Source organism: Bradyrhizobium genosp. P (genome assembly GCF_049949265.1).
In the GTDB taxonomy this organism is placed as follows: Bacteria; Pseudomonadota; Alphaproteobacteria; order Rhizobiales; family Xanthobacteraceae; genus Bradyrhizobium.
Window position 1 is genome coordinate 8,041,865 of record NZ_CP188195.1, and the last position, 18,133, is coordinate 8,059,997.

Consider the following 18,133-nt stretch of genomic DNA (forward strand, 5'->3'; position numbering starts at 1 on the left):
GTGGAGCCGAGCACGTACGTCGCGTCTTGCCCTAGTGAAAATGATGCGCCCCATAAGCAAGCAGCAAGACGACGGCGAGCGCGAGCAGCAGCGTCGTCGATTTCCAGAACAGCACCGGGTTGCGCTCGATCAGCGGCGTCGACGATGTCGCGAGATATTTTGCGTTGGGATTGCGCAGGTCGAACAGGAACTCCGAGAAACTGTCATAGCGCTTGAGCGGGTTCGGATGCACCGCACGCTCCAGCGCGCCGTCGACCCAGGTCGGAATGTCGCCGCGATGTGTCGCGGGGCGGTAGACCAGCCGGTTGAAATCCGTCCGCGTCCGCGCGCGCGCGATCTGGGCCCCGTAGGGCAACCGCCCGGTCAACATTTGATAGGTGACCACGCCGAGCGAGAACAGGTCGGATCGCATCGAGCCACCCTCGCCCAGGAAGTACTCCGGCGCGGTGTATTGCTGGGTGCCGAGGATGGCCTCGCTGCCTGACAGCGCCGCCTCGGCGACACCAGCGATCCTGGTCGAGCCGAAATCGATGATCTTCACCGTGCCGGTGTGCTCGATCATGATGTTGTCGGGCCTGACGTCCTGGTGCAGCATCTCCCTGCGGTGGAAGGCGCGCAGCCCTTTTGCGATCTGCTCGGCGAGGTCGCGCACCGTCTCGAGCGAGGGAGTGGGATTGTCGATCATCCACTGCGTCAGCGTCTGGCCGTCGATATATTCCGTGGTGACGTAGAGGAAGTTGCGCTTGCGCCGCGGCAGCCAGGGTTTCAGCACATGCGGTGAGTCGATCCGCCGGGCGACCCATTCCTCCATCATGAAGCGCTTCAGATAGGCCGGATCGTCGCGCAGGTCGATCGAGGGGATCTTGATGGTGACGGTGGTGCCGGTGTCCTCGTCGACCGCGAGGTAGATGTGGCTGCGGTGTGATGCATGCAGCTCGCGCACGACGCGGTAGCCGTCGAAGCGCATCCGCGCGTCGAGCAGCGGCGGCAGCGGCAGTTCGGTCGGCTGGCCGAATATTTCGCGCGCGTCGCCGTCGGGCAATTCGTCGATCCGGACGATCTGCGCGGTGAGATTGTCCGGGCTGCCGCGTTCGAACGCCTGTTCGACGATCGATTTCGCGACCCGATCCAGATCGGCGGCGCCGTCCAGGACCATCTTCGCCAGTTGCCGCGACGGCACATGCTCATGGATCCCGTCGGTCACCAGCAGGAAAATGTCGCCGCGCTCGAGCCGGAGATTCTGATAGTCGATCTCGACCTGCGGATTCACGCCGAGCGCGCGGCCGAGATAGCTCTGCTCCGACGAGATCACGACACGGTGGTCGTTGGTCAATTGCTCGAGGCTGTGGCCTGCGACGCGGTAGATCCTGCTGTCGCCGACATGGAACAGATGCGCCGTGGTCGACCTGATGACAATGGCGCTGAGCGTGCAGACATAGCCCTTGTCCTTGTCGTAGGGATTTGGACTGCGCCTTGTCTGCGCATGCAGCCAGGAATTGGTCGCCTCCAGCACCCGCTGGGCTGAGGTCTTCACGGACCAGGATTCCGAGGTGCAGTAATAGTCGGTGAGGAAGCCCTTGACCGCCGACTCGGCCGCAATGTGGCCCACACTGCTCGACGAGATACCGTCGGCGAGCACCACGGCGATGCCCTTCAGGCCGAGCAGCGGCTCCTCGGGGATCAGCACGCCGTGAAAATCCTGATTGGCGTCCTTGCGGCCCTTATCAGAGAATTGCCCGACCGATATTTTCAGCGCGCGCGGCATCGCCTCGTTCAAGCCCGACGAGTCCCTCGCCGACAGGAGAGCCCGATATGCCCGTCGAGATCAAGCCGCGAGAGGCTCACGGCTCAGTGCGCATCCCCTTGACGGTACCGCTACTTGGTCTGGGTCCGGATCGGCGTATCCTTCAGGCCGTTATTGTCATAGGCCTTGCGCAGCGTACCGTTGGCGATTGCGTCGGTCATGAATTTGGTGGCGAAGGCGGCGGCGAGCGGATGGTTGAGCGGCACCGCGACGGCGGTCACGGTCTGCTTGAAGGTCTCATCCAGCACGCACGTGCCCGGAATCTGCTTCGCCATCGCGATGAGCTGGTCGCGCGACAGCGCGAAGGCGTCGACCTCGCCGTTCTCCAGCAGATGGAATATTTCGTCATAGGTCTGATAGCCCGTCACCCTGGCGTGCTTGAGATGCGCGATCGCGCCGCGCATGGTCGTGGTGTTGTTGACGGCGGCGACCTTGACGCCCTCCTGGTCGAGCGTCGCGAAATTCACAATCTTCGAGCCCGGCCTGACGATGTAGGTGGCGTCGGCGACCTCGTAGATCGGCCCGAACGTCATCCTGGTCTCACGCTCGGGATCCTTGGGAAGGAACGTGATGTCCCAGGTGTTGTTGCCCGCCGCATCGGTGATCTGGCCGGAATTCAGGTGCACGACATATTCGACGGGAACGCCAAGCTGCGCCGCCATCTCGCGGCCGAGGTCGACGGGAACACCGGCATAGCCGTTCGCGGTCTTCGTCGACCAGAACGCGCCGCCGGCCGGGCTGATCGCGATCGCGACCCGAAGCTTGCCGGTCGGCGCGATCTCATCCTTCAGGGCATCGGCATGGGCTGGCACGGCCATCATCATCACTCCCAGAACGAGGCCGGCAAGACGCAACAGTTGACGAGACATCGGACTTCCTCCACGCCGGATCCACGCCCGGCAACAAAACCGTAGGCGCTAGATCCGCGCAACGGCCATTTGCGCAAGGTGGCCATCGCAGCCGATCTACTTGACCCTAATGGTGATCTTCTCGGAGACGATGGGGGGATTGAACGGATAGTGCTTGGCGTCGCCCAGCACCAGTTGCAGCGTGTGCTTGCCGGGCGGCAGTTCGATTTGGGTCTCGGTCTGGCCCGCACCGAAATGCAGATGCGACTTGTCCGATGGAATCGGCTCGTTCGGATTGAGCGGCTCGTTCACGTCGATCAGCAAATGATGGTGACCGCTGTTCGGATAGTCGTCGCCGGCATGGGTGACGCCCATGTTGCGCAGGCCGAAGCGGCACCAGAACGCGCCCTTGATGGTCGCCCCGTCATGCGGCCAGACGAAATACAGCTTTGCGTCGTGTGGCGCCGGCTTGCCTTGTGCGTGGGCAGGGGTCGCGATCAGCACCGCCGCCGCAAGCAGGATGAAGCGTGCAATTGTCATCGACCCCTTCCCCGATCATCATGCTCTACGGTGACAGCGCGACCCTGAAGCCGTGGGTCGGATAGCGAACGTTGGTGTCGTAATTGTCGCGATTGGCCGGCCGCACATAGCGCGTGTCATTCTTCCAGGAGCCGGAGCGGATGACGTGGGACGCGCAGTCACCGCCGGACCAGACCGAACCGTCGGCCGGTGCGCCCTGGTAACTCCTGTGCCAGCAATCCTCAACCCACTGGTCGACGCCGCCGCCCATGTCGTAAAGGCCGAACGGATTCGCTTTGAAGCTGCCGACCTTGACCGGCTGCTCGGCGCCGGCGTCGCCGCCGCAATCCCTGCAACTCGCTGCGCCCGATTGCATCTGATCGCCCCACCAATATTTGGTTTGGGTTCCGCCGCGCGCCGCGAACTCCCATTCGGATTCGCTCGGAAGCCGGTACGCCTTCTTGGCGTGGTTGGCGAGCCACGTCACATATTGCTTGGCGTCGCTCCAGCTCACATTGGTGACCGGCGCATCGTCCTTGCCTGACGCCGTGAAGCCGCAGGCCTTGGCCGCCGCGCACGCATTCCATTCGCGCACCGTGACCGGATACTTGCCCATCGCAAAAGGCTTTACGGTCACCCGGTGGATCGGGCGTTCCGAGGCGTCATCATTGCTCCCCATCGAAAAACTGCCGCCTTGAAGGGGGACCATTTCGGACTCCGGCACGGACGCAGCTTGCGCGGTCGCGGAGGGCGCAGGCTGGGGCGACGATTGTTGCCCGGCAAGCGTCGGCACCGGATTTGGCGTGGCACTCGGCGCTGCCTGCTTGACGGCAGGCGCCGGTTCGGCCGGCGATGGCGCCTGCGCCACGTCGCGTGGCTCGCCGCGCGGCTGTGCCAGCATGTACCAGAGCGCGCCGCCGGCGATGATCGCGATCGCGATGCCGAGCAGACCGATCAGGACATTCTCGCGACGCTTGCGCGTGCGATTGTACGCCGCGGCGTCCGGCAACACGCGATAGACGCGGACGGGATCGGTGATGTTCTTGACCTTGCGGTCGCCGAGCGACTCGTATCCGCAGACCAGTTTGTGCTTGATCTGCTCGTAGATGCCGCCGGAGATGAAGACCTCGCCCGGCGCGGCAATGCCTTCCAGGCGCGCAGCAACGTTGACGCCGTCGCCATAGATGTCGTCGGGTTCGATGATGACGTCGCCGAGATTGACCCCGATACGGTACGCGATCCAGTAATCCTTCGGCACCCCCGCGTTCCGGCCGACCAGGTTTTGCTGGATCACGATGCTGCATCGGACAGCCTCGACAGGACTGTCGAACATCGCCAAGAAACCGTCGCCGGTGGTCTTGACCAGCTTGCCGTGGTGTTCGGCAATGGTGGGTTCGATAAGATCGCGCTGGATCCGCTTAACCCGGCTATGCGTGCCCTCTTCATCGAGTTCCATCAACCGGCTATAGCCGGCGATGTCGCCCGCAACGATGGCCGCAAGGCGCCGCGGCACCGCTTCGTCGGGCGGCGGTTTGCCTGATTTGCCTGACTTGAAGTCGCGAATTTCTCCCATAGCTGGGCCGGCTCCACAAAATCACGAACGGCAGTGATAAAGGCGCGACCGGCACCTGGGTCCCCGAAGCCCGGGCGGAGCGTACCACACCGTAGGGTCGGAACAAGTTCATGGAATGTCGGAACAAAGCTCACAGGCAAGTGTGCAGTGCATGAAGCGCAGTTGCTTGACCGGCGTCGGATGTGTGCTTCCCGACCATGTCAACCCAAATTGTCGCGGCAAAGCGTCACCGCCGTCAGTTCGGCTGCGCTACCGTCACCTTGATCTCGCGCGGCAGGATGATCGCGGCCGCGATCGCCAGCAGGCAGAGCGCCGCAAACGCGCGCAGCATCATGCTGAAGCCGCCATGGTCGTATAGCCAGGCCACCAGGCCGACGGAAGCACCCGCTGCGGTGAAGCCGACAAAGTAGCGCACCGCATAGGCCCGTGAGCGCCATTCCTCGGTGGTGTATTTGCCGACCATGGCATCGTTGACCGTGACCTGCCCGAAGGCGCCCATCACGATGCCGATCGAGACCACGATCAGCGGCAGGTTCGACAGGCTGGCAGCAAGATAGAGGAACGGCGCCAACATGAATGACAGCGGCAGTGCCACCGTCTTCAGCGAGTGTTTGTCCAGCAGCTTGCCGATCGTGTATTGCGTCATCGCACCGAACACGTAGACCCCGGCCGCAATCAGGCCGAGCAGCGCCGGGCTCTTGGTCAAATCGGCGAGCCGTTCGGCGAACAACTTTGGCAGCGCCACCGTCACCGCGTTGAACGTGGTCGAGATCGCGATCACGACGATCAGCAGCGCCAGCACCACGCGCCACATGTCTTCCTTGGCGACGCGCACCTGGGCAGCCGCCTGCCTGGAGCCCTTGCGGTCCTCATGGACCACGGTCATCGCAAAGGCGATGCCGATCAGCACGGTGACCACGCCGGGCACGATGAAGGCCCAGCGCCAGCCGAGATATTGGCCGACCACGCCGGTGACCAGCGCCGAGGAAGCGACGCCGAGATTGCCCCAGACGCCGTTGATTCCCATCTGGGCCCCGAGCTTCTCGGCATAGGACACGATCATCGCGGTGCCGACGGGGTGGTAGATCGAGGCGAAGATGCCGATCGCAAACAGCGCCACGCCGAGTTGCAGGGGCGTCTGCACGAAGCCGACCGAGATCATGGCAAGACCGATGCCGACGAAGAAGATCACCATCATGTGGCGGCGGCTCCAGCGGTCGCCGAGCCAACCCGTGATCAGCGATCCGGCGCCGAAGGCGATGAAGCCCGGCGTCGCATACGGCAACAGTTCCGAATAGGCCATGCCGAGCGCCGGGCCCATGATGATGACGGCGGCGGCGAAAATCAGCATCGCATAATGGTCGATGAAGTGGGCGGCGTTGACGAAGCTGATCACCCGGCTGGGGCTATTCATGGGCAGGTTTCTCACTCGAATCTTCAAAGGCTCGAAAATAGGTTATAGGGTCATGTACTGACGGGATGTCGCCAATGACTATCGCTGAGCCGCCAATCAGACCGCTTTATGAGCAACGGCTCGTCACCGATGATGGCGTGCATCTGGTCGCGCGCACGTACAAGAAGGGTCATCGGCTTGACCCCCACATGCACCGCGAGGCGCAACTGGTCTATGCCGCGAAGGGCACCATGCAGGTGTCCACGCCGAAGGGCCGCTGGCTGGTGCCGCCGGACCGCGCGGTCTGGGTCCCTGCCTTGTTCGGCCATGCGATCGACGTGCTCGCCGACATCGAGATGCGCACGCTGTATTTCGAGCAAGCCTGGCTCGCACGCGAGGAGCGCAGCGACAGCCTTCGCAACGAATTCGTGGTGCGGGTCTCGCCGCTGCTGCATCAGGCAATGCTCGCGCTGTTCGACAGTTCGAGCAGCGAGGAGCGCATTGAACTTCTGATCCGGCTCGTCATGCTCGAGCTCCACCGCGCCGAGGACTCCGCAACCTTCATTCCGTTGCCGCAGGAGCCGCGATGCCGCCGCGCCGCCGACATCGTGCTGGCAGATCCGACGCACGACCACGAGATCGAGACGCTGGCGCGCGAGGTCGGCACTTCGGCGCGAACCCTGTCACGGCTGTTCTCGGCAGAGACGCAACTGAGCTTCAAGAGCTGGTGCCAGCGCGCCCGCATCGCGGCCGCGATCGAACGGCTGTCGACGGACGCGAACTTTTCCATCAAGCAGGTCGCCTCCGACCTCGGCTACGCCAGCGTACCGGCGTTTTCCCACGCCTTCCGCCAGGTGACCGGCAAGACGCCGACGGAGTTTGCGGAGAAAACGTGAACACGACTCGTCATACGCGGGCTTGACCCGCGTATCCATCGTCCGTCACAAAAGTTCTGTTCTTCAAGGAGATGGATGGCCGGGCGTAGGCGAGCGGAAGCGACGCCGTCCTGCGGACGGCTATGCCCGGCCATGACGAATCGAGCTGCGACATATTTCCGTACGATCCATGCGCTTGACTCTCATCCCTCCAGCCTTAAATCCGTGTAAGGTTCGGCATCACCGGACACGACCTGCCTATGGCCAACGCTTTCTTCTCCGACCTGCTCTCGACGATCTCCGAACGCGGCCGCATCCTGCTCGGGCGGGTCGGTTCTGCCGACGACAAACAGGACGCCTCCGAGCTCCTGGAACTCTGCGAGGCGCTGCTGTCGGGCCGCGGCGAGGCGTCCGGTACCGCGATGGCGCGCGAGGTGCTCGATCGCTACCATCACCTCGACGCCGCCGGCCGTCTGTCGTTCTTCCAGACACTGTCGCGCGATTTCGGCCCCGATCACGCCCGGCTGGTGCAGGCGATCGAAAGCTGGCGCGCGCAGGCCAACGGTGATGATGCCAGCGATCTGCATTTTGCCTCCGAGCCGCGCCGGCAGGAATTGATTCGCCGGCTCAACCGCGCGCCGGGCGGCACCAGCGACCTGGTGTCGATGCGATCCGATCTGCTTTCACTGATGAAGGGCAACAAGGACCTCGCCGTCCTCGACCGCGACGTGTCGCATCTGCTCTCATCCTGGTTCAACAGGGGATTCCTAGTGCTGCGCAGGATAGACTGGTCATCGCCGGCCAATATTCTGGAAAAGATCATCCGTTATGAGGCCGTGCACGAGATCCGCGACTGGGACGATCTGCGCCGCCGCATCGATCCGGTCGACCGCCGCTGCTACGCCTTCTTCCATCCGGCGCTCGCCGACGAGCCGCTGATCTTCGTCGAGGTCGCACTGACCGAAACCATTCCCGGCGCGATCGCGCCGCTGCTCGCCGAGGAGCGCGAGCCGGTGGCGGTCGAGCGCGCCCGCACCGCCGTGTTCTATTCGATCTCGAACACCCAGCGCGGGCTCGGCGGCATTTCCTTCGGCAGTTTCCTGATCAAGCAGGTGGTCGAGGAGCTGCGCCGCGAGTTGCCCAAGCTCGACACCTTTGTGACGCTGTCGCCGGTGCCGGGCTTCATGCAATGGGTGAAGCAGGCCGATGACGTTCCGCTCACCGCGGACGACCGCCAATTGCTGGAAAGCCTCGACAAGCCGGGCTGGTTCGAGAATGACGAGCTCGCCGCGCAACTGCGCGCGATCGTGGAGCCGCTCGCCGCCTACTATTTCCTCAAGGCGCGTACGCCGAAGGGCCGTCAGATCGATTCGGTCGCACGCTTCCATCTCGGCAACGGCGCGCGGCTGGAGCGGATCGACTGGCTCGGCGACCTCTCGCCCAAGGGCCTGCGCGAATCCGCCGGCATCATGGTCAACTACCTCTATCGCCTCGACGACATCGAAAAGAACCACGAGGCCTACGCCAACAACGGCGAGGTGATCGCCTCGAGCGCGGTAAAGAAGCTGCTGAAAGGCGATGGCCGCCGGCTGCTCGATATACGGCTGTCGTAGCGGTTGTCGGCCTCTCCACGTCGTTGCGCGCGCAAGCGAGGCAATCGGCCACTACGTCAGGGGGACACGGACCTGAACCGCAACATTGCAGCGGAGAGATGCGCGGCGAGCCAGCTGGCGATGGCGCGCTCGTTGCGATGATAGAGCAGACCGGCGGCGATAACGGCTACTCCGATCAGCGACAGCGCGAAGGGAAACAACAGCGAGTCCTTGAAGACGACGTCGGCGAGATGTCCGAGATAGAGACAGATGCCAAACGCGCCAAACACCGCATAGGCGCGCCGCATCAGGATCACGGCGAGCGCGAGCAGGCCGACATTGAACAGGCAATACATCGCCCGCCCCAGTTCGGTGGCGCTGTCGGACGAGGTAATTCCACCCCAGAAGGCCAGCAATCCGAACAGATGCAGCCAGAAGGCAAAGTCGCCATTGCGGCTGCGATAGTCCACGGTCCAGGCCACCGCGAGGACAAGCAGCCCGAACCAGATCGACACCCTGCGCCGCATCTCGAAATCGAGGTAATTCACACCGCTGAACCACGGCGCCAGATCCATCGACATGAACCAAAGCGCAACCGCGATGAGCGCGACGATGAATGGAAACCGGTAATAGCGCAACGCGACGATGCCGGCGGCGACAGTCGCGATCTCCATGAAGACCCAACTGCCTTTGACCCAGATGTAGAAGTCGTGCACCGTCCCCGGCTTGCCGAACGTGCCCCACCAGCCGAGTTCATCCTGAATGCCGTAGACCGCGAGCGGCGCCATCGACACTGCGACGGCGATCAGCAATCCGCCGGGTACACGCAAATTCCTGGCGTGCCAGAGATAGTGGCCCGCCACGCTAAATCCGATCGCATACGCGATCGCGCAGAGCGTGAGCGCACGGCCACCCATCTGCGAGAAAGCCAGCGTCGAGAACAGCCCCATGGCGCCGATCACAATCAATGCGCCGGCGTACCAGAGCAGGCTCGCGGCATCGAACTTGGCCCGCGGGCTTGCGCCGCTGGCCAGTTCCCGCGATTCACCGCGCGACAGAAAGGCGAGCAACCGCTCCAGATCAGCCGCGCTGATCACCCCGGCATCTGCGGCAACGCGTAGATCGTTTGCTGAATACGGCATGCGACTGTTCCCGTGTGGTGGGTCACGCCTCTCCCCGCTAAACCGGTCAAGGTCGTCTCGCATCTGACTATAGCTGAAATTGAGCGACGCTCAACAAATATTTGAGCATCGCTCACAAAGATTGGTGAGCGGTCCGTTCGGCCAGGCGTCAACTCGCTGAATTGACCTGGCTACTCCGCCAAGACCTTCATTTCCTTGTACAAATCCGACTTTCCCTCAAACCCGATGCCCGGCAGGTCGGGCATGGTGATATGGCCGTTCTCGACGCGCACGCCGTCCGGGAAACCGCCATAGGGCTGGAACAGGTCGGGATAGCTCTCATTGCCGCCGAGGCCTAGGCCGGCTGCGATGTTGAGCGACATCTGATGGCCGCCATGCGGGATGCAGCGGCTCGGCGACCAGCCATGGGTCTTCAGCACCTGGAGCGTGCGCTGATATTCGCAGAGCCCGTAGGACAGCGCGCAGTCGAACTGCAGCCAGTCGCGGTCCGGCCGCATGCCGCCATAGCGGATCAGGTTTCGTGCGTCCTGATGGCTGAACAGGTTTTCGCCGGTTGCCATCGGCCCCGGATAGAACTCCGCAAGCGCGGCCTGCAGCGCATAGTCGAGCGGATCGCCGGCCTCCTCATACCAGAATAGCGGGTACTCCCGCAGCATCTTGGCATAGGCGATCGCGGTCTCGAGATCGAAGCGGCCATTGGCATCGACCGCGAGCTGCGCGCCGCTGCCGATCTCCTTCAGCACCGCCTCGATGCGCCCGCGATCCTCCGCGAGCGGGGCGCCACCGATCTTCATCTTCACGACGTTGTAGCCACGGTCGAGATAGCCGCGCATCTCCGCTCGCAATGCGCCGAGATCCTTGCCCGGATAGTAGTAGCCGCCGGCGGCATAGACGAAGACGCGCGGATTGGCGTTCACACCGTGACGCTCGGCCAGCAGCCGGAACAGCGGTTTTCCTGCGATCTTCGCCACCGCGTCCCACACCGCCATGTCGATGGTGCCGACCGCAACCGAGCGCTCGCCATGGCCGCCCGGCTTCTCGTTCGACATCAAGGTCGACCAGACCTTGTCCGGATCGAGATTGTCGCCGCTGGCATCGAGCAAGGATTTCGGATCGGCTTCCTTGAGCCGCGGCGCAAAGCGCTCGCGGATCAGGCCGCCCTGCCCGTAGCGGCCGTTGGAATTGAAGCCGTAGCCGACCACCCGCCTGCCGTCGCGCACCACGTCGGTGACCACGGCAACCAGGCTCGTGGTCATCTTGGTGAAGTCGATATAGGCGTTGCGGATCGGCGAGGAGATCGGTTTTGTGACTTCGCGGACGTCGACGATGCGGACGGACATGGGGTTGCTTTCCAAGTTGGTAAGCACGTCATTCCGGGGCGGTGCGAAGCATCGAACCCGGAATGACAGTGTTTTACTTCTTGTCGCGGAAATATGGCTCGACCGGGCCGTGCACCTTGATGGTCAACGGGTTGCCGTGGCGGTCCTTGGCATTGCCGGCGGTGACGCGGACCCAGCCTTCGCTGATGCAGTATTCTTCCACATTGGTCTTTTCGGCGCCCTTGAAGCGGATGCCGACGTCGCGCGACAGGATTGCCTCGTTGTAATACGGGCTGCCGGGGTTGACCGAGAGACGGTCGGGGAATGGCTCGTTGGTGGTGTCGTCGTTCTCGCTCATAGCAGCGCCTCGATATCCTTCTTCAATCCTTCGGGCCGGGCGGTCGGCGCATGCCGTGCCACCACCTTGCCGGATCGATCGACCAGGAATTTGGTGAAATTCCATTTGATCGATGACCCGAGCAGGCCCGACTTCTCACGCTTCAAATAGTCATACAGCGGATGCGCGTTGGCGCCGTTGACGTCGACCTTGGCGAACATCGGGAACGTCACGGCGTAGTTGGTCTCGCAGAAATTCGCGATCTGCTTCGCATCACCCGGCTCTTGCGCGCCGAACTGGTTACAGGGAAAGCCGAGCACGGCAAAACCGCGCGGCGACAGGTCGGCGTGCAGCTCCTGCAAGCCCTTGTATTGTGGCGTGAAGCCGCAGGCGCTCGCGGTGTTGACGATCAGCAGCACCTGCTTCTCGAACCGCTGCAGCGGCACGTCGTCGCCGGTCAACGACTGGGCCGTGAAATCATAAACGCTCGGCATGTTCCTACTCGCTCTTATCGGCGCATGATCTGGTCGGAAAACCGGGATCCACTTTTCCGGATCATGCGCTAATCTGCCGGATCGATCGCCGCCGACGGCGTGCCGCCGGCTTCGACCGCCTCGCCCGCGGCGAGGCAGAGATCCTCGCGATAGCGGCCGGCCACCAGTTGGACGCCGACCGGAATCCGTCCGACCAGTCCGGTGGAAACGGTTAGCCCGGGAAGCCCCATGAAGGGAATGGCAATCTGCGACAATTGCGCATGCCACACCCGGGCAAAGGACGCCTCGTCCTTGCGGTCGAGATGATCCGGAAATGGCAGTTCGCCGGATACCGGCATCAGCAGCACCGGATATTTGTCGAGAAATGCGAACCATTCCCGCGTCAGCGTCGCGCGCCGGGTCAGCGCCTTCGAGAGGTCGAACGGATGCACCTTGGCACGGTTCCCCCGCAGGCAGGCGAGCGCGCCGGGATCGCCCTCGCGCTCGGCCATTTCAAGCTGGGCCTCGTAGCCGTCACCGAGCCAGAGTTTGGTCTGGATATCGGCGGCCTCGCGCAGGGACGGCGTGTCAGCGATCTCCTCGACGATCCAGCCCGCATGTTGCAGCCGCTTGCCGGCATCCGCCACCGCGGCGACCACCTCGGGCACGGGGTTGAGGCCATCGGGATTGAGGCACATCGCGACGCGCTTCGGCCGCGGCGGCCCTTCGAGTGGCACCGGCGCGTACCAGGGATCGCGCGGGTCAGGCGCGGACATCGCCGCCAGCGAAATCCGCAGATCGTTGACGGTGCGCGCCAGCGGGCCGGAGACGGCGCTGATCTGCGGGCCGATCGGGCGCTCCGGCAGCGCGGCATTGAACGCGGGAATGCGGCCCAGGCTCGGCCGCAAGCCATGCACGCCGCAGGCATAAGCGGGATAGCGGATCGAGCCCGCGATATCGGTGCCATGCGCGATGTGACCGATGCCGGCCGCGACCGCTGCGCCCGCGCCGCCGGACGAGCCGCCCGGGGTGATGCCGGGATCGCGCGGATTTTTCGTGTCGCCATGAATGAGATTGGTGGTGAACCAGCGATAGGAGAAGGCCGGGCAATTGGTGCGACCGAGCAGCACGGCACCGGCCTTGCGCAGATTGGCGACCACGGGGTTGTCGGCCTTGGCCATGGTGTCGCGCTGCAGCTTCAGGCCGTTGGTGGTGGCAAAGCCTTCCTGGTCGACATTGGCCTTGATCGTGACGGGCACGCCAGCGAGCGGACCTAGTTCGTCGCCGCGCGCGATTGCCGCATCGATGGATGCGGCCTGCGCCAGCACGTCGTCCGGCCGGTGATCGACTACCGCGTTGATCTTCGGGTTGACCGCGTCGAGGCGGGCAAGGCCGGCCTCCGCCGCCTCTTTCGCCGAAACCTTCTTCGATTTGATGAGGCCGGCGAGTTCGGTCGCCGACAAACGCCAAAGATCCTGCATGTACCACTCCGTGTGACGGAGGCCTTTTAGCGCCGCCCGAAACACAAGGCCAGCGGCCTGCCGCCCGATCTATCAGCGGAAATGGGCGACGTAATAGGCAAGGTATGAAATCTGCTCCTTGGTCACGGTCTGCATCACGTCGGCCATGGTGGCGTCATAGCCGTGGCGGCTGTTGTCCTTGTATTCAGCCAGCGTCTTGGCGAGATAATCCTCGCGCTGATTGGCGATCCCCGGGACGTTCTCCTTGCCCGAAAAATCGGTGTTGTGGCAGGTGTTGCAGCGGTTCTGCTGCACCAGGGCCTGACCGCGCGCCATCCGCGCCGGATCGCCGGCCTCGGTGGGCGGCGCAGGCTTCGGCAGCGTGGCGATGAAGTCGGAGAAGGTGCGCAAATCGTCGTCGGTGAACGACTTCGCCATCTCGTTCATCGGCTCGAAGATGCGCAGCTTTTCACGGAACATGAAGAGCTGGATCAGCGCATAGGGCGCCTGCTGGCCACCGAGCGAGGGCGTGTTCTCGGTTTCCGACGTGCCATGCTCGCCGTGGCAGGCAAAGCAGGCGACGGTGCGTTCCTGGATGGTTTCAGCGTTTGAGGAGACGGCGATGGACGCAAACGCCAAGGCTGCAAGGATCGTGTAACGCATCGATTCATCTCCACGGCCGTCATTGCGAGCGAAGCGAAGCAATCCATGCCGCTACCTGCGGAGATACGGATTGCTTCGTCGCTTCGCTCCTCGCAATGACGGCGGCTGGCTACTTGGAGGTTACTTGGACTTACTGGTTCGCGACCTTCTGCTTGCCGTAGCTGACGCGATAGACCGCGCCGTTCCAGTCGTCGGAAACCAGCAGCGAGCCGTCCTTCAGCAGCATCACGTCGACGGGGCGGCCGACATACTTGTTGTCCTCGAGGAAGCCGGTCATGAACGGCTCGACCGACTTCACGGTGCCGTCCTTGTTCAGCTTGACCACGACGACATCACCGCCCTGCTTCTGCGACTTGTTCCAGGAGCCGTGCCGCGCGACGAAGATCGCGTCCTTGTACGACTTCGGGAACTGGCTTCCGGTGTAGAAGCGCATGCCGAGCGAGGCGGTGTGCGGGCCCATCAGGCCGACCGGCGGCGTGTAGTCCTTGCAGGATTTACCCCAGCCGAGTTCCTGATCGACGATATTGCCCTGGTAGCAGAACGGCGCGCCGAAATCCTCGCCGGCCTTGGTGACGCGGTTGAGTTCGTCTTCCGGCACCGACTCCGACAGCCAGTCGCGGCCGTTGTCGGTGAAGTACATCTGCTTGGTCTCGGGACTCCAGTCGAAGCCGAGCGAGTTGCGCACGCCGAGCGCGTAGACCTCGGCGCCGGTGCCGTCGAGATTCATGCGGCGGATCTGGCCGTGGTCGGCGTCATGCAGCACGTCGTTGCCGGGCTGGCCGACCGGGACATAGAGCTTGTTGTCGGGACCGATGGCGATGAACTTCCAGCCATGGGCCTCGTCCTTCGGCAGCTTGTCGTAGATCACGGTAGGCTTTGGCGGGCTATCCAGTCTGTCCTCGACGTTGTCGATCTTGGAGACCTGCGAGAGCTCGGCGATGTAGAGCGTGCCGTTCTTGAAAGCGACGCCGTTCGGGCGATAGAGGCCGGAGGCCAGCACCTTGACCGAGCGTTTGCCGTCCTTGTTGACGATCGCATAGACCTTGTCGACGAGCCGGCTGCCGACGAACACGGTGCCCTTGTCGCCGAGCGCCAGCGAACGCGCATTGGCCATGCCGGCGGCATAGACCTCGACATTGAAGCCGGCCGGGACCTTGAGCTTGGCGAGCGGCAATTTGTCGGGCGCGGCCGCGATCGGCGGCCCCGCGACCGGGGCGAGCTTGGCGGCCGCATCATTGTCCGGACGCCCCAGCAGCGGCGAGCCCTGCGGCAGCGGCTGGGCGGCGGGCGCAGCACCTGCGGCGGGCGGACTGGCCGGCTGTTGCGCTGCGGCATGAAGCGTAAAGGCACCGAACAAAACACCCGCCAGCAACAGGCTGCGCGGCGCAAGCGAATAACTCATCATGGCGTTCTCCCCTGAGCCGGAAGCCGTCTTGCTTGACACCGGTGACGACCGGCATCGGCGGCTTTCCATCCGTCCTAGTCTTGCGAATTTGTCCGGACAAATGCAATCGGAAACATGCAACCGAAAACATGCAAGACATAACGCGACGACGCGGGGTTCCGCCTCGCGGCGTTTCGGCGCGCTTCAATGCCTGGTGATTGTGCGATCCGGGCTATCGAGAATCGCTTCCGTGAACGGAAACTCCAGCACGATCTGGCCCTCGTCGTCGGTCACCTCAATGACCGCGCTCAAGAGCGCACCGTCGGCCCCTTCGGTCTTCAGGAGTTCGCGAATCATGGCTCGCGCCATTTCCCAGGCCCGATCGGGATCGCGCAGGATCTCGCCGTCGGGATCGGAAATCAGCTCGTCGCCGATACGGGTGTTGAAGAAATAGCGTGGCATCGGCTAACTCAGCTTAGTTGGGCGCCCTCTCCGCCAAGAACGCGAACAAGAACGCAAACAAGAGCACAAAATCGTCATCGCGACCTTCGGAGGAGGGCTTGCTTCCCCTCCCTAGCCCAAGATCACCATTCACCGTGTGGCGAACAACAGGAAAAAGGTCTGATGCCACGGGCTTTTGAGCGCAACCTACGCACAAGTCCGTGAGCAGTCACGCGGAAATACTGCGATGCAGCATGCACTTGGCAAGGACTTGGCAAGGCACGCCTGCAAAAAATTTAACTGGCGAACTTTTCGATCCACAGTAGTTTAACTTGCAGGGCGGAATGTTCGTCCGATTGCAATGGAGAGCGAAATGGCCTGGAAAGCACCGAAAATCGTCGAAGTGTCGGTCGGCATGGAAATCAACATGTATATGTGCGCGACCCGCAAGTAAGCGGCAGCGTACTATACAGGTTTAGCGCAGGTGGACGCCCGGTCATGACGCGCTCCCGATCAGGGGAGTGTGGTTCAAATCCGGGCTCCACCTCGTAGTGTTTTTAGGTTCGCGTCAGATTCCTCCAGGAGACGGATCATGCTTCGCGTCGTCGTCCTGGGCGCCGCGGCAGGCGGCGGTGTTCCGCAGTGGAACTGCGGCTGTCCGGTGTGCAGAAGTGCACGAAGCGACCATCCGGAATTGCAGAGCACGCAGGCCTCGATCGCAGTGAGCGGCGATGGCGCGCACTGGTTCCTCATCAATGCCTCTCCCGATCTCCGCCAGCAACTGATCGCAACGCCGCAATTGCATCCCCAGAGCGGCGCGCTGCGTCACAGCCCGATCGCGGGCGTGATCCTCACCAATGGCGAGATCGATGCGGTCGCAGGACTGCTGTCGATGCGTGAGGGATCACCGTTTACGATCTACGCGCATGAACGCGTGCTGGCGATTCTGCGTTCCAACAGCATCTTCAACGTGCTGAGCGACAAGAACGTCAGCCGCCGGCCCATCGCCGTCGACCAGGCCTTTGAACCCACTTTGCCCGACGGATCGCCGTCGGGACTAGAGATGCTGCCGTTCGAGGTTCCCGGCAAGGGCGCATGGTATCTGGAAGGCAAGGCGCATCCGGCCGGCAGCGACGGCATCGGTGATACGCTCGGCCTGCGTATTGCGGACCGGCGAAGCGGCAAATATTTGTACTTCCTGGCAGCCTGCGCGCGGGTGACCGACGATCTCAAGTCGCGGCTTGCGGGCGCGCCGCTGGTGTTCTTCGACGGCACGGTGTGGCGCGACGACGAGCTGATCGTGGCGGGGCTCGGCAACAAGACCGGCCAGGGCATGGGACATATCGCGATGTCGGGCGATCACGGCGCGATCGCAAGCCTCGCCGGTCTCGACATCGGACGAAAAGTGTTTTTGCATATCAACAACTCCAACCCGGCACTGCTTGGAACCTCGGCAGAGCGCAAGGCGGCCGAACATGCCGGGTGGCAGATTCCTTCCGACGGAACGGAGATCGTGCTGTGAATGCCGTGCCTACCTCTGGAATGACCGCGTTCTCGATCGGCAAGGGCATCGCGCTCGACAGCGCCGAGCAGATGGAGGCAACGCTGCGCCAGATTGGCGCGACGCGCTATCACAGCCTGCATCCGTTCCACCGGCTGTTGCATGGCGGCAAACTCAACAAGGGCCAGGTGCAGGCCTGGGCGCTGAACCGCTACTACTACCAGAGCACGATCCCGCTGAAGGATGCGACGGTGATCTCGCGTTTCCGCGACCGCAAGACACGGATCGAGTGGCGCCACCGCATCGAGGACCACGACGGCGATCTCGGCAATGAAGGCGGCATCGAGCGCTGGCTCAAGCTGACCGAGGGCCTCGGCCTCGACTCGGCCTATGTCGAATCGACCGAAGGCATCCTGCCGGCGACGCGGTTCGCGGTGGAGGCCTATGTGCATTTCTGCCGCGACCGCACCCCGCTGGAAGCGATCGCCTCCTCACTCACCGAATTGTTCGCGCCGAACCTGCATGAGGAGCGCATCTCCGGGATGCTGAAGCACTATGACTTCGTCAACCCCGACATCATGAGCTATTTCAGCCGCCGCCTGCAGCAGGCGCCACGCGACGCCGGATTTGCGCTCGACTACGTCAAGCAACATGCCAAGACGCCGGCCGAACGCGAGGCGGTCTGCAACGCGCTGATCTTCAAGACCAACGTGCTGTGGGTGCAACTCGACGCGCTCTCATACGCCTATGTCGAGGGCCACATTCCGCCCGGCGCCTTCGTGCCGAAGGCGAGCTAGAGCATGATCCGG

General features: G+C 63.3%; 18 protein-coding genes. 5 read left to right on the forward strand and 13 right to left on the reverse strand.

Going from position 1 to position 18,133, the window contains the following annotated elements; all coding sequences use genetic code 11:
- Window positions 1–31: 31 nt before the first annotated feature.
- The 5 genes from ACP2YO_RS38680 to ACP2YO_RS38700 form a co-directional block, all read right to left on the reverse strand.
- Window positions 32–1,765: a protein kinase domain-containing protein gene (locus tag ACP2YO_RS38680; RefSeq protein WP_426443419.1), complete on the reverse strand. Its 1,734-nt coding sequence runs from the start codon at window positions 1,763–1,765 to the stop codon at window positions 32–34.
- A gap of 110 nt (window positions 1,766–1,875) precedes the next feature.
- Entirely contained in the window at window positions 1,876–2,673 is a 798-nt protein-coding gene (locus ACP2YO_RS38685; RefSeq protein WP_426436310.1) for a transporter substrate-binding domain-containing protein, read from the reverse strand.
- 96 nt (window positions 2,674–2,769) lie between these two features.
- A complete protein-coding gene (locus ACP2YO_RS38690) occupies window positions 2,770–3,192 on the reverse strand; it encodes a DUF4399 domain-containing protein (RefSeq protein WP_426436311.1) in 423 nt (140 codons plus the stop codon).
- Between the two features lie 25 nt (window positions 3,193–3,217).
- Window positions 3,218–4,744 carry an SUMF1/EgtB/PvdO family nonheme iron enzyme gene (locus tag ACP2YO_RS38695; RefSeq protein ID WP_426436312.1) on the reverse strand — a complete coding sequence of 509 codons (1,527 nt, stop codon included), beginning with the start codon at window positions 4,742–4,744 and terminating at the stop codon, window positions 3,218–3,220.
- A gap of 235 nt (window positions 4,745–4,979) precedes the next feature.
- Window positions 4,980–6,158, reverse strand: a complete 1,179-nt coding sequence (locus ACP2YO_RS38700) for an MFS transporter (protein WP_426436314.1) — start codon at window positions 6,156–6,158, stop codon at window positions 4,980–4,982.
- Window positions 6,159–6,232: 74 nt separating this feature from the next.
- Here ACP2YO_RS38700 and ACP2YO_RS38705 point away from each other — a divergent pair, with 74 nt between their 5' ends.
- The gene (locus ACP2YO_RS38705) at window positions 6,233–7,033 is read left to right on the forward strand and encodes a helix-turn-helix domain-containing protein (RefSeq protein WP_426436315.1); all 801 of its coding nucleotides are present in this window, start codon (window positions 6,233–6,235) and stop codon (window positions 7,031–7,033) included.
- A gap of 239 nt (window positions 7,034–7,272) precedes the next feature.
- Window positions 7,273–8,625, forward strand: coding sequence for a malonyl-CoA decarboxylase (locus ACP2YO_RS38710; protein ID WP_426436317.1), 1,353 nt, complete (start codon window positions 7,273–7,275; stop codon window positions 8,623–8,625).
- 56 nt (window positions 8,626–8,681) lie between these two features.
- Here ACP2YO_RS38710 and ACP2YO_RS38715 read toward each other — a convergent pair whose 3' ends face one another.
- The 8 genes from ACP2YO_RS38715 to ACP2YO_RS38750 all read right to left on the reverse strand — a co-directional run bounded on the left by ACP2YO_RS38715 (window position 8,682) and on the right by ACP2YO_RS38750 (window position 15,844).
- Complete coding sequence (locus ACP2YO_RS38715; RefSeq protein ID WP_426436319.1) at window positions 8,682–9,746, reverse strand: hypothetical protein; 1,065 nt, start codon at window positions 9,744–9,746, stop codon at window positions 8,682–8,684.
- Between the two features lie 170 nt (window positions 9,747–9,916).
- On the reverse strand, window positions 9,917–11,086 hold the full coding sequence (locus ACP2YO_RS38720; protein WP_426436321.1) for a mandelate racemase/muconate lactonizing enzyme family protein: 1,170 nt from the start codon (window positions 11,084–11,086) through the stop codon (window positions 9,917–9,919).
- A 73-nt stretch (window positions 11,087–11,159) separates the two neighbouring features.
- Complete coding sequence (locus ACP2YO_RS38725; RefSeq protein ID WP_426436323.1) at window positions 11,160–11,423, reverse strand: DUF3297 family protein; 264 nt, start codon at window positions 11,421–11,423, stop codon at window positions 11,160–11,162.
- Window positions 11,420–11,896: a glutathione peroxidase gene (locus ACP2YO_RS38730; protein WP_426436325.1), complete on the reverse strand. Its 477-nt coding sequence runs from the start codon at window positions 11,894–11,896 to the stop codon at window positions 11,420–11,422. The genes ACP2YO_RS38725 and ACP2YO_RS38730 overlap by 4 nt, the downstream gene beginning before the upstream one ends.
- A 68-nt stretch (window positions 11,897–11,964) precedes the next feature.
- Complete coding sequence (locus tag ACP2YO_RS38735) at window positions 11,965–13,356, reverse strand: amidase family protein (RefSeq protein ID WP_426436327.1); 1,392 nt, start codon at window positions 13,354–13,356, stop codon at window positions 11,965–11,967.
- A 72-nt stretch (window positions 13,357–13,428) separates the two neighbouring features.
- Window positions 13,429–13,998, reverse strand: coding sequence for a c-type cytochrome (locus ACP2YO_RS38740; RefSeq protein ID WP_426436329.1), 570 nt, complete (start codon window positions 13,996–13,998; stop codon window positions 13,429–13,431).
- A 130-nt stretch (window positions 13,999–14,128) separates the two neighbouring features.
- A complete protein-coding gene (locus ACP2YO_RS38745; RefSeq protein ID WP_426436331.1) occupies window positions 14,129–15,403 on the reverse strand; it encodes a PQQ-dependent sugar dehydrogenase in 1,275 nt (424 codons plus the stop codon).
- 183 nt (window positions 15,404–15,586) lie between these two features.
- Window positions 15,587–15,844, reverse strand: a complete 258-nt coding sequence (locus ACP2YO_RS38750; RefSeq protein ID WP_426436333.1) for a DUF6894 family protein — start codon at window positions 15,842–15,844, stop codon at window positions 15,587–15,589.
- A gap of 352 nt (window positions 15,845–16,196) precedes the next feature.
- On the opposite strand from ACP2YO_RS38750, the gene pqqA reads away from it, so the two are divergent.
- The 3 genes from pqqA to pqqC all read left to right on the forward strand — a co-directional run bounded on the left by pqqA (window position 16,197) and on the right by pqqC (window position 18,121).
- Window positions 16,197–16,277: a pyrroloquinoline quinone precursor peptide PqqA gene (pqqA, locus tag ACP2YO_RS38755; RefSeq protein WP_035635412.1), complete on the forward strand. Its 81-nt coding sequence runs from the start codon at window positions 16,197–16,199 to the stop codon at window positions 16,275–16,277.
- Between the two features lie 138 nt (window positions 16,278–16,415).
- Window positions 16,416–17,345 carry a pyrroloquinoline quinone biosynthesis protein PqqB gene (gene pqqB / locus ACP2YO_RS38760; protein WP_426436335.1) on the forward strand — a complete coding sequence of 310 codons (930 nt, stop codon included), beginning with the start codon at window positions 16,416–16,418 and terminating at the stop codon, window positions 17,343–17,345.
- Window positions 17,346–17,365: 20 nt separating this feature from the next.
- On the forward strand, window positions 17,366–18,121 hold the full coding sequence (gene pqqC, locus ACP2YO_RS38765) for a pyrroloquinoline-quinone synthase PqqC (protein WP_426443420.1): 756 nt from the start codon (window positions 17,366–17,368) through the stop codon (window positions 18,119–18,121).
- Window positions 18,122–18,133 lie beyond the last annotated feature (12 nt).

What these genes read in the sequence shown, in the direction of transcription:
- ACP2YO_RS38680 (WP_426443419.1), bottom strand. Translation starts at nt 1,765, where the DNA reads ATGCCGCGCGCGCTGAAAATATCGGTCGGGCAATTCTCTGATAAGGGC.
- ACP2YO_RS38685 (WP_426436310.1), bottom strand. Translation starts at nt 2,673, where the DNA reads ATGTCTCGTCAACTGTTGCGTCTTGCCGGCCTCGTTCTGGGAGTGATG.
- ACP2YO_RS38690 (WP_426436311.1), bottom strand. Translation starts at nt 3,192, where the DNA reads ATGACAATTGCACGCTTCATCCTGCTTGCGGCGGCGGTGCTGATCGCG.
- ACP2YO_RS38695 (WP_426436312.1), bottom strand. Translation starts at nt 4,744, where the DNA reads ATGGGAGAAATTCGCGACTTCAAGTCAGGCAAATCAGGCAAACCGCCG.
- ACP2YO_RS38700 (WP_426436314.1), bottom strand. Translation starts at nt 6,158, where the DNA reads ATGAATAGCCCCAGCCGGGTGATCAGCTTCGTCAACGCCGCCCACTTC.
- ACP2YO_RS38705 (WP_426436315.1), top strand. Translation starts at nt 6,233, where the DNA reads ATGACTATCGCTGAGCCGCCAATCAGACCGCTTTATGAGCAACGGCTC.
- ACP2YO_RS38710 (WP_426436317.1), top strand. Translation starts at nt 7,273, where the DNA reads ATGGCCAACGCTTTCTTCTCCGACCTGCTCTCGACGATCTCCGAACGC.
- ACP2YO_RS38715 (WP_426436319.1), bottom strand. Translation starts at nt 9,746, where the DNA reads ATGCCGTATTCAGCAAACGATCTACGCGTTGCCGCAGATGCCGGGGTG.
- ACP2YO_RS38720 (WP_426436321.1), bottom strand. Translation starts at nt 11,086, where the DNA reads ATGTCCGTCCGCATCGTCGACGTCCGCGAAGTCACAAAACCGATCTCC.
- ACP2YO_RS38725 (WP_426436323.1), bottom strand. Translation starts at nt 11,423, where the DNA reads ATGAGCGAGAACGACGACACCACCAACGAGCCATTCCCCGACCGTCTC.
- ACP2YO_RS38730 (WP_426436325.1), bottom strand. Translation starts at nt 11,896, where the DNA reads ATGCCGAGCGTTTATGATTTCACGGCCCAGTCGTTGACCGGCGACGAC.
- ACP2YO_RS38735 (WP_426436327.1), bottom strand. Translation starts at nt 13,356, where the DNA reads ATGCAGGATCTTTGGCGTTTGTCGGCGACCGAACTCGCCGGCCTCATC.
- ACP2YO_RS38740 (WP_426436329.1), bottom strand. Translation starts at nt 13,998, where the DNA reads ATGCGTTACACGATCCTTGCAGCCTTGGCGTTTGCGTCCATCGCCGTC.
- ACP2YO_RS38745 (WP_426436331.1), bottom strand. Translation starts at nt 15,403, where the DNA reads ATGATGAGTTATTCGCTTGCGCCGCGCAGCCTGTTGCTGGCGGGTGTT.
- ACP2YO_RS38750 (WP_426436333.1), bottom strand. Translation starts at nt 15,844, where the DNA reads ATGCCACGCTATTTCTTCAACACCCGTATCGGCGACGAGCTGATTTCC.
- pqqA (WP_035635412.1), top strand. Translation starts at nt 16,197, where the DNA reads ATGGCCTGGAAAGCACCGAAAATCGTCGAAGTGTCGGTCGGCATGGAA.
- pqqB (WP_426436335.1), top strand. Translation starts at nt 16,416, where the DNA reads ATGCTTCGCGTCGTCGTCCTGGGCGCCGCGGCAGGCGGCGGTGTTCCG.
- pqqC (WP_426443420.1), top strand. Translation starts at nt 17,366, where the DNA reads ATGACCGCGTTCTCGATCGGCAAGGGCATCGCGCTCGACAGCGCCGAG.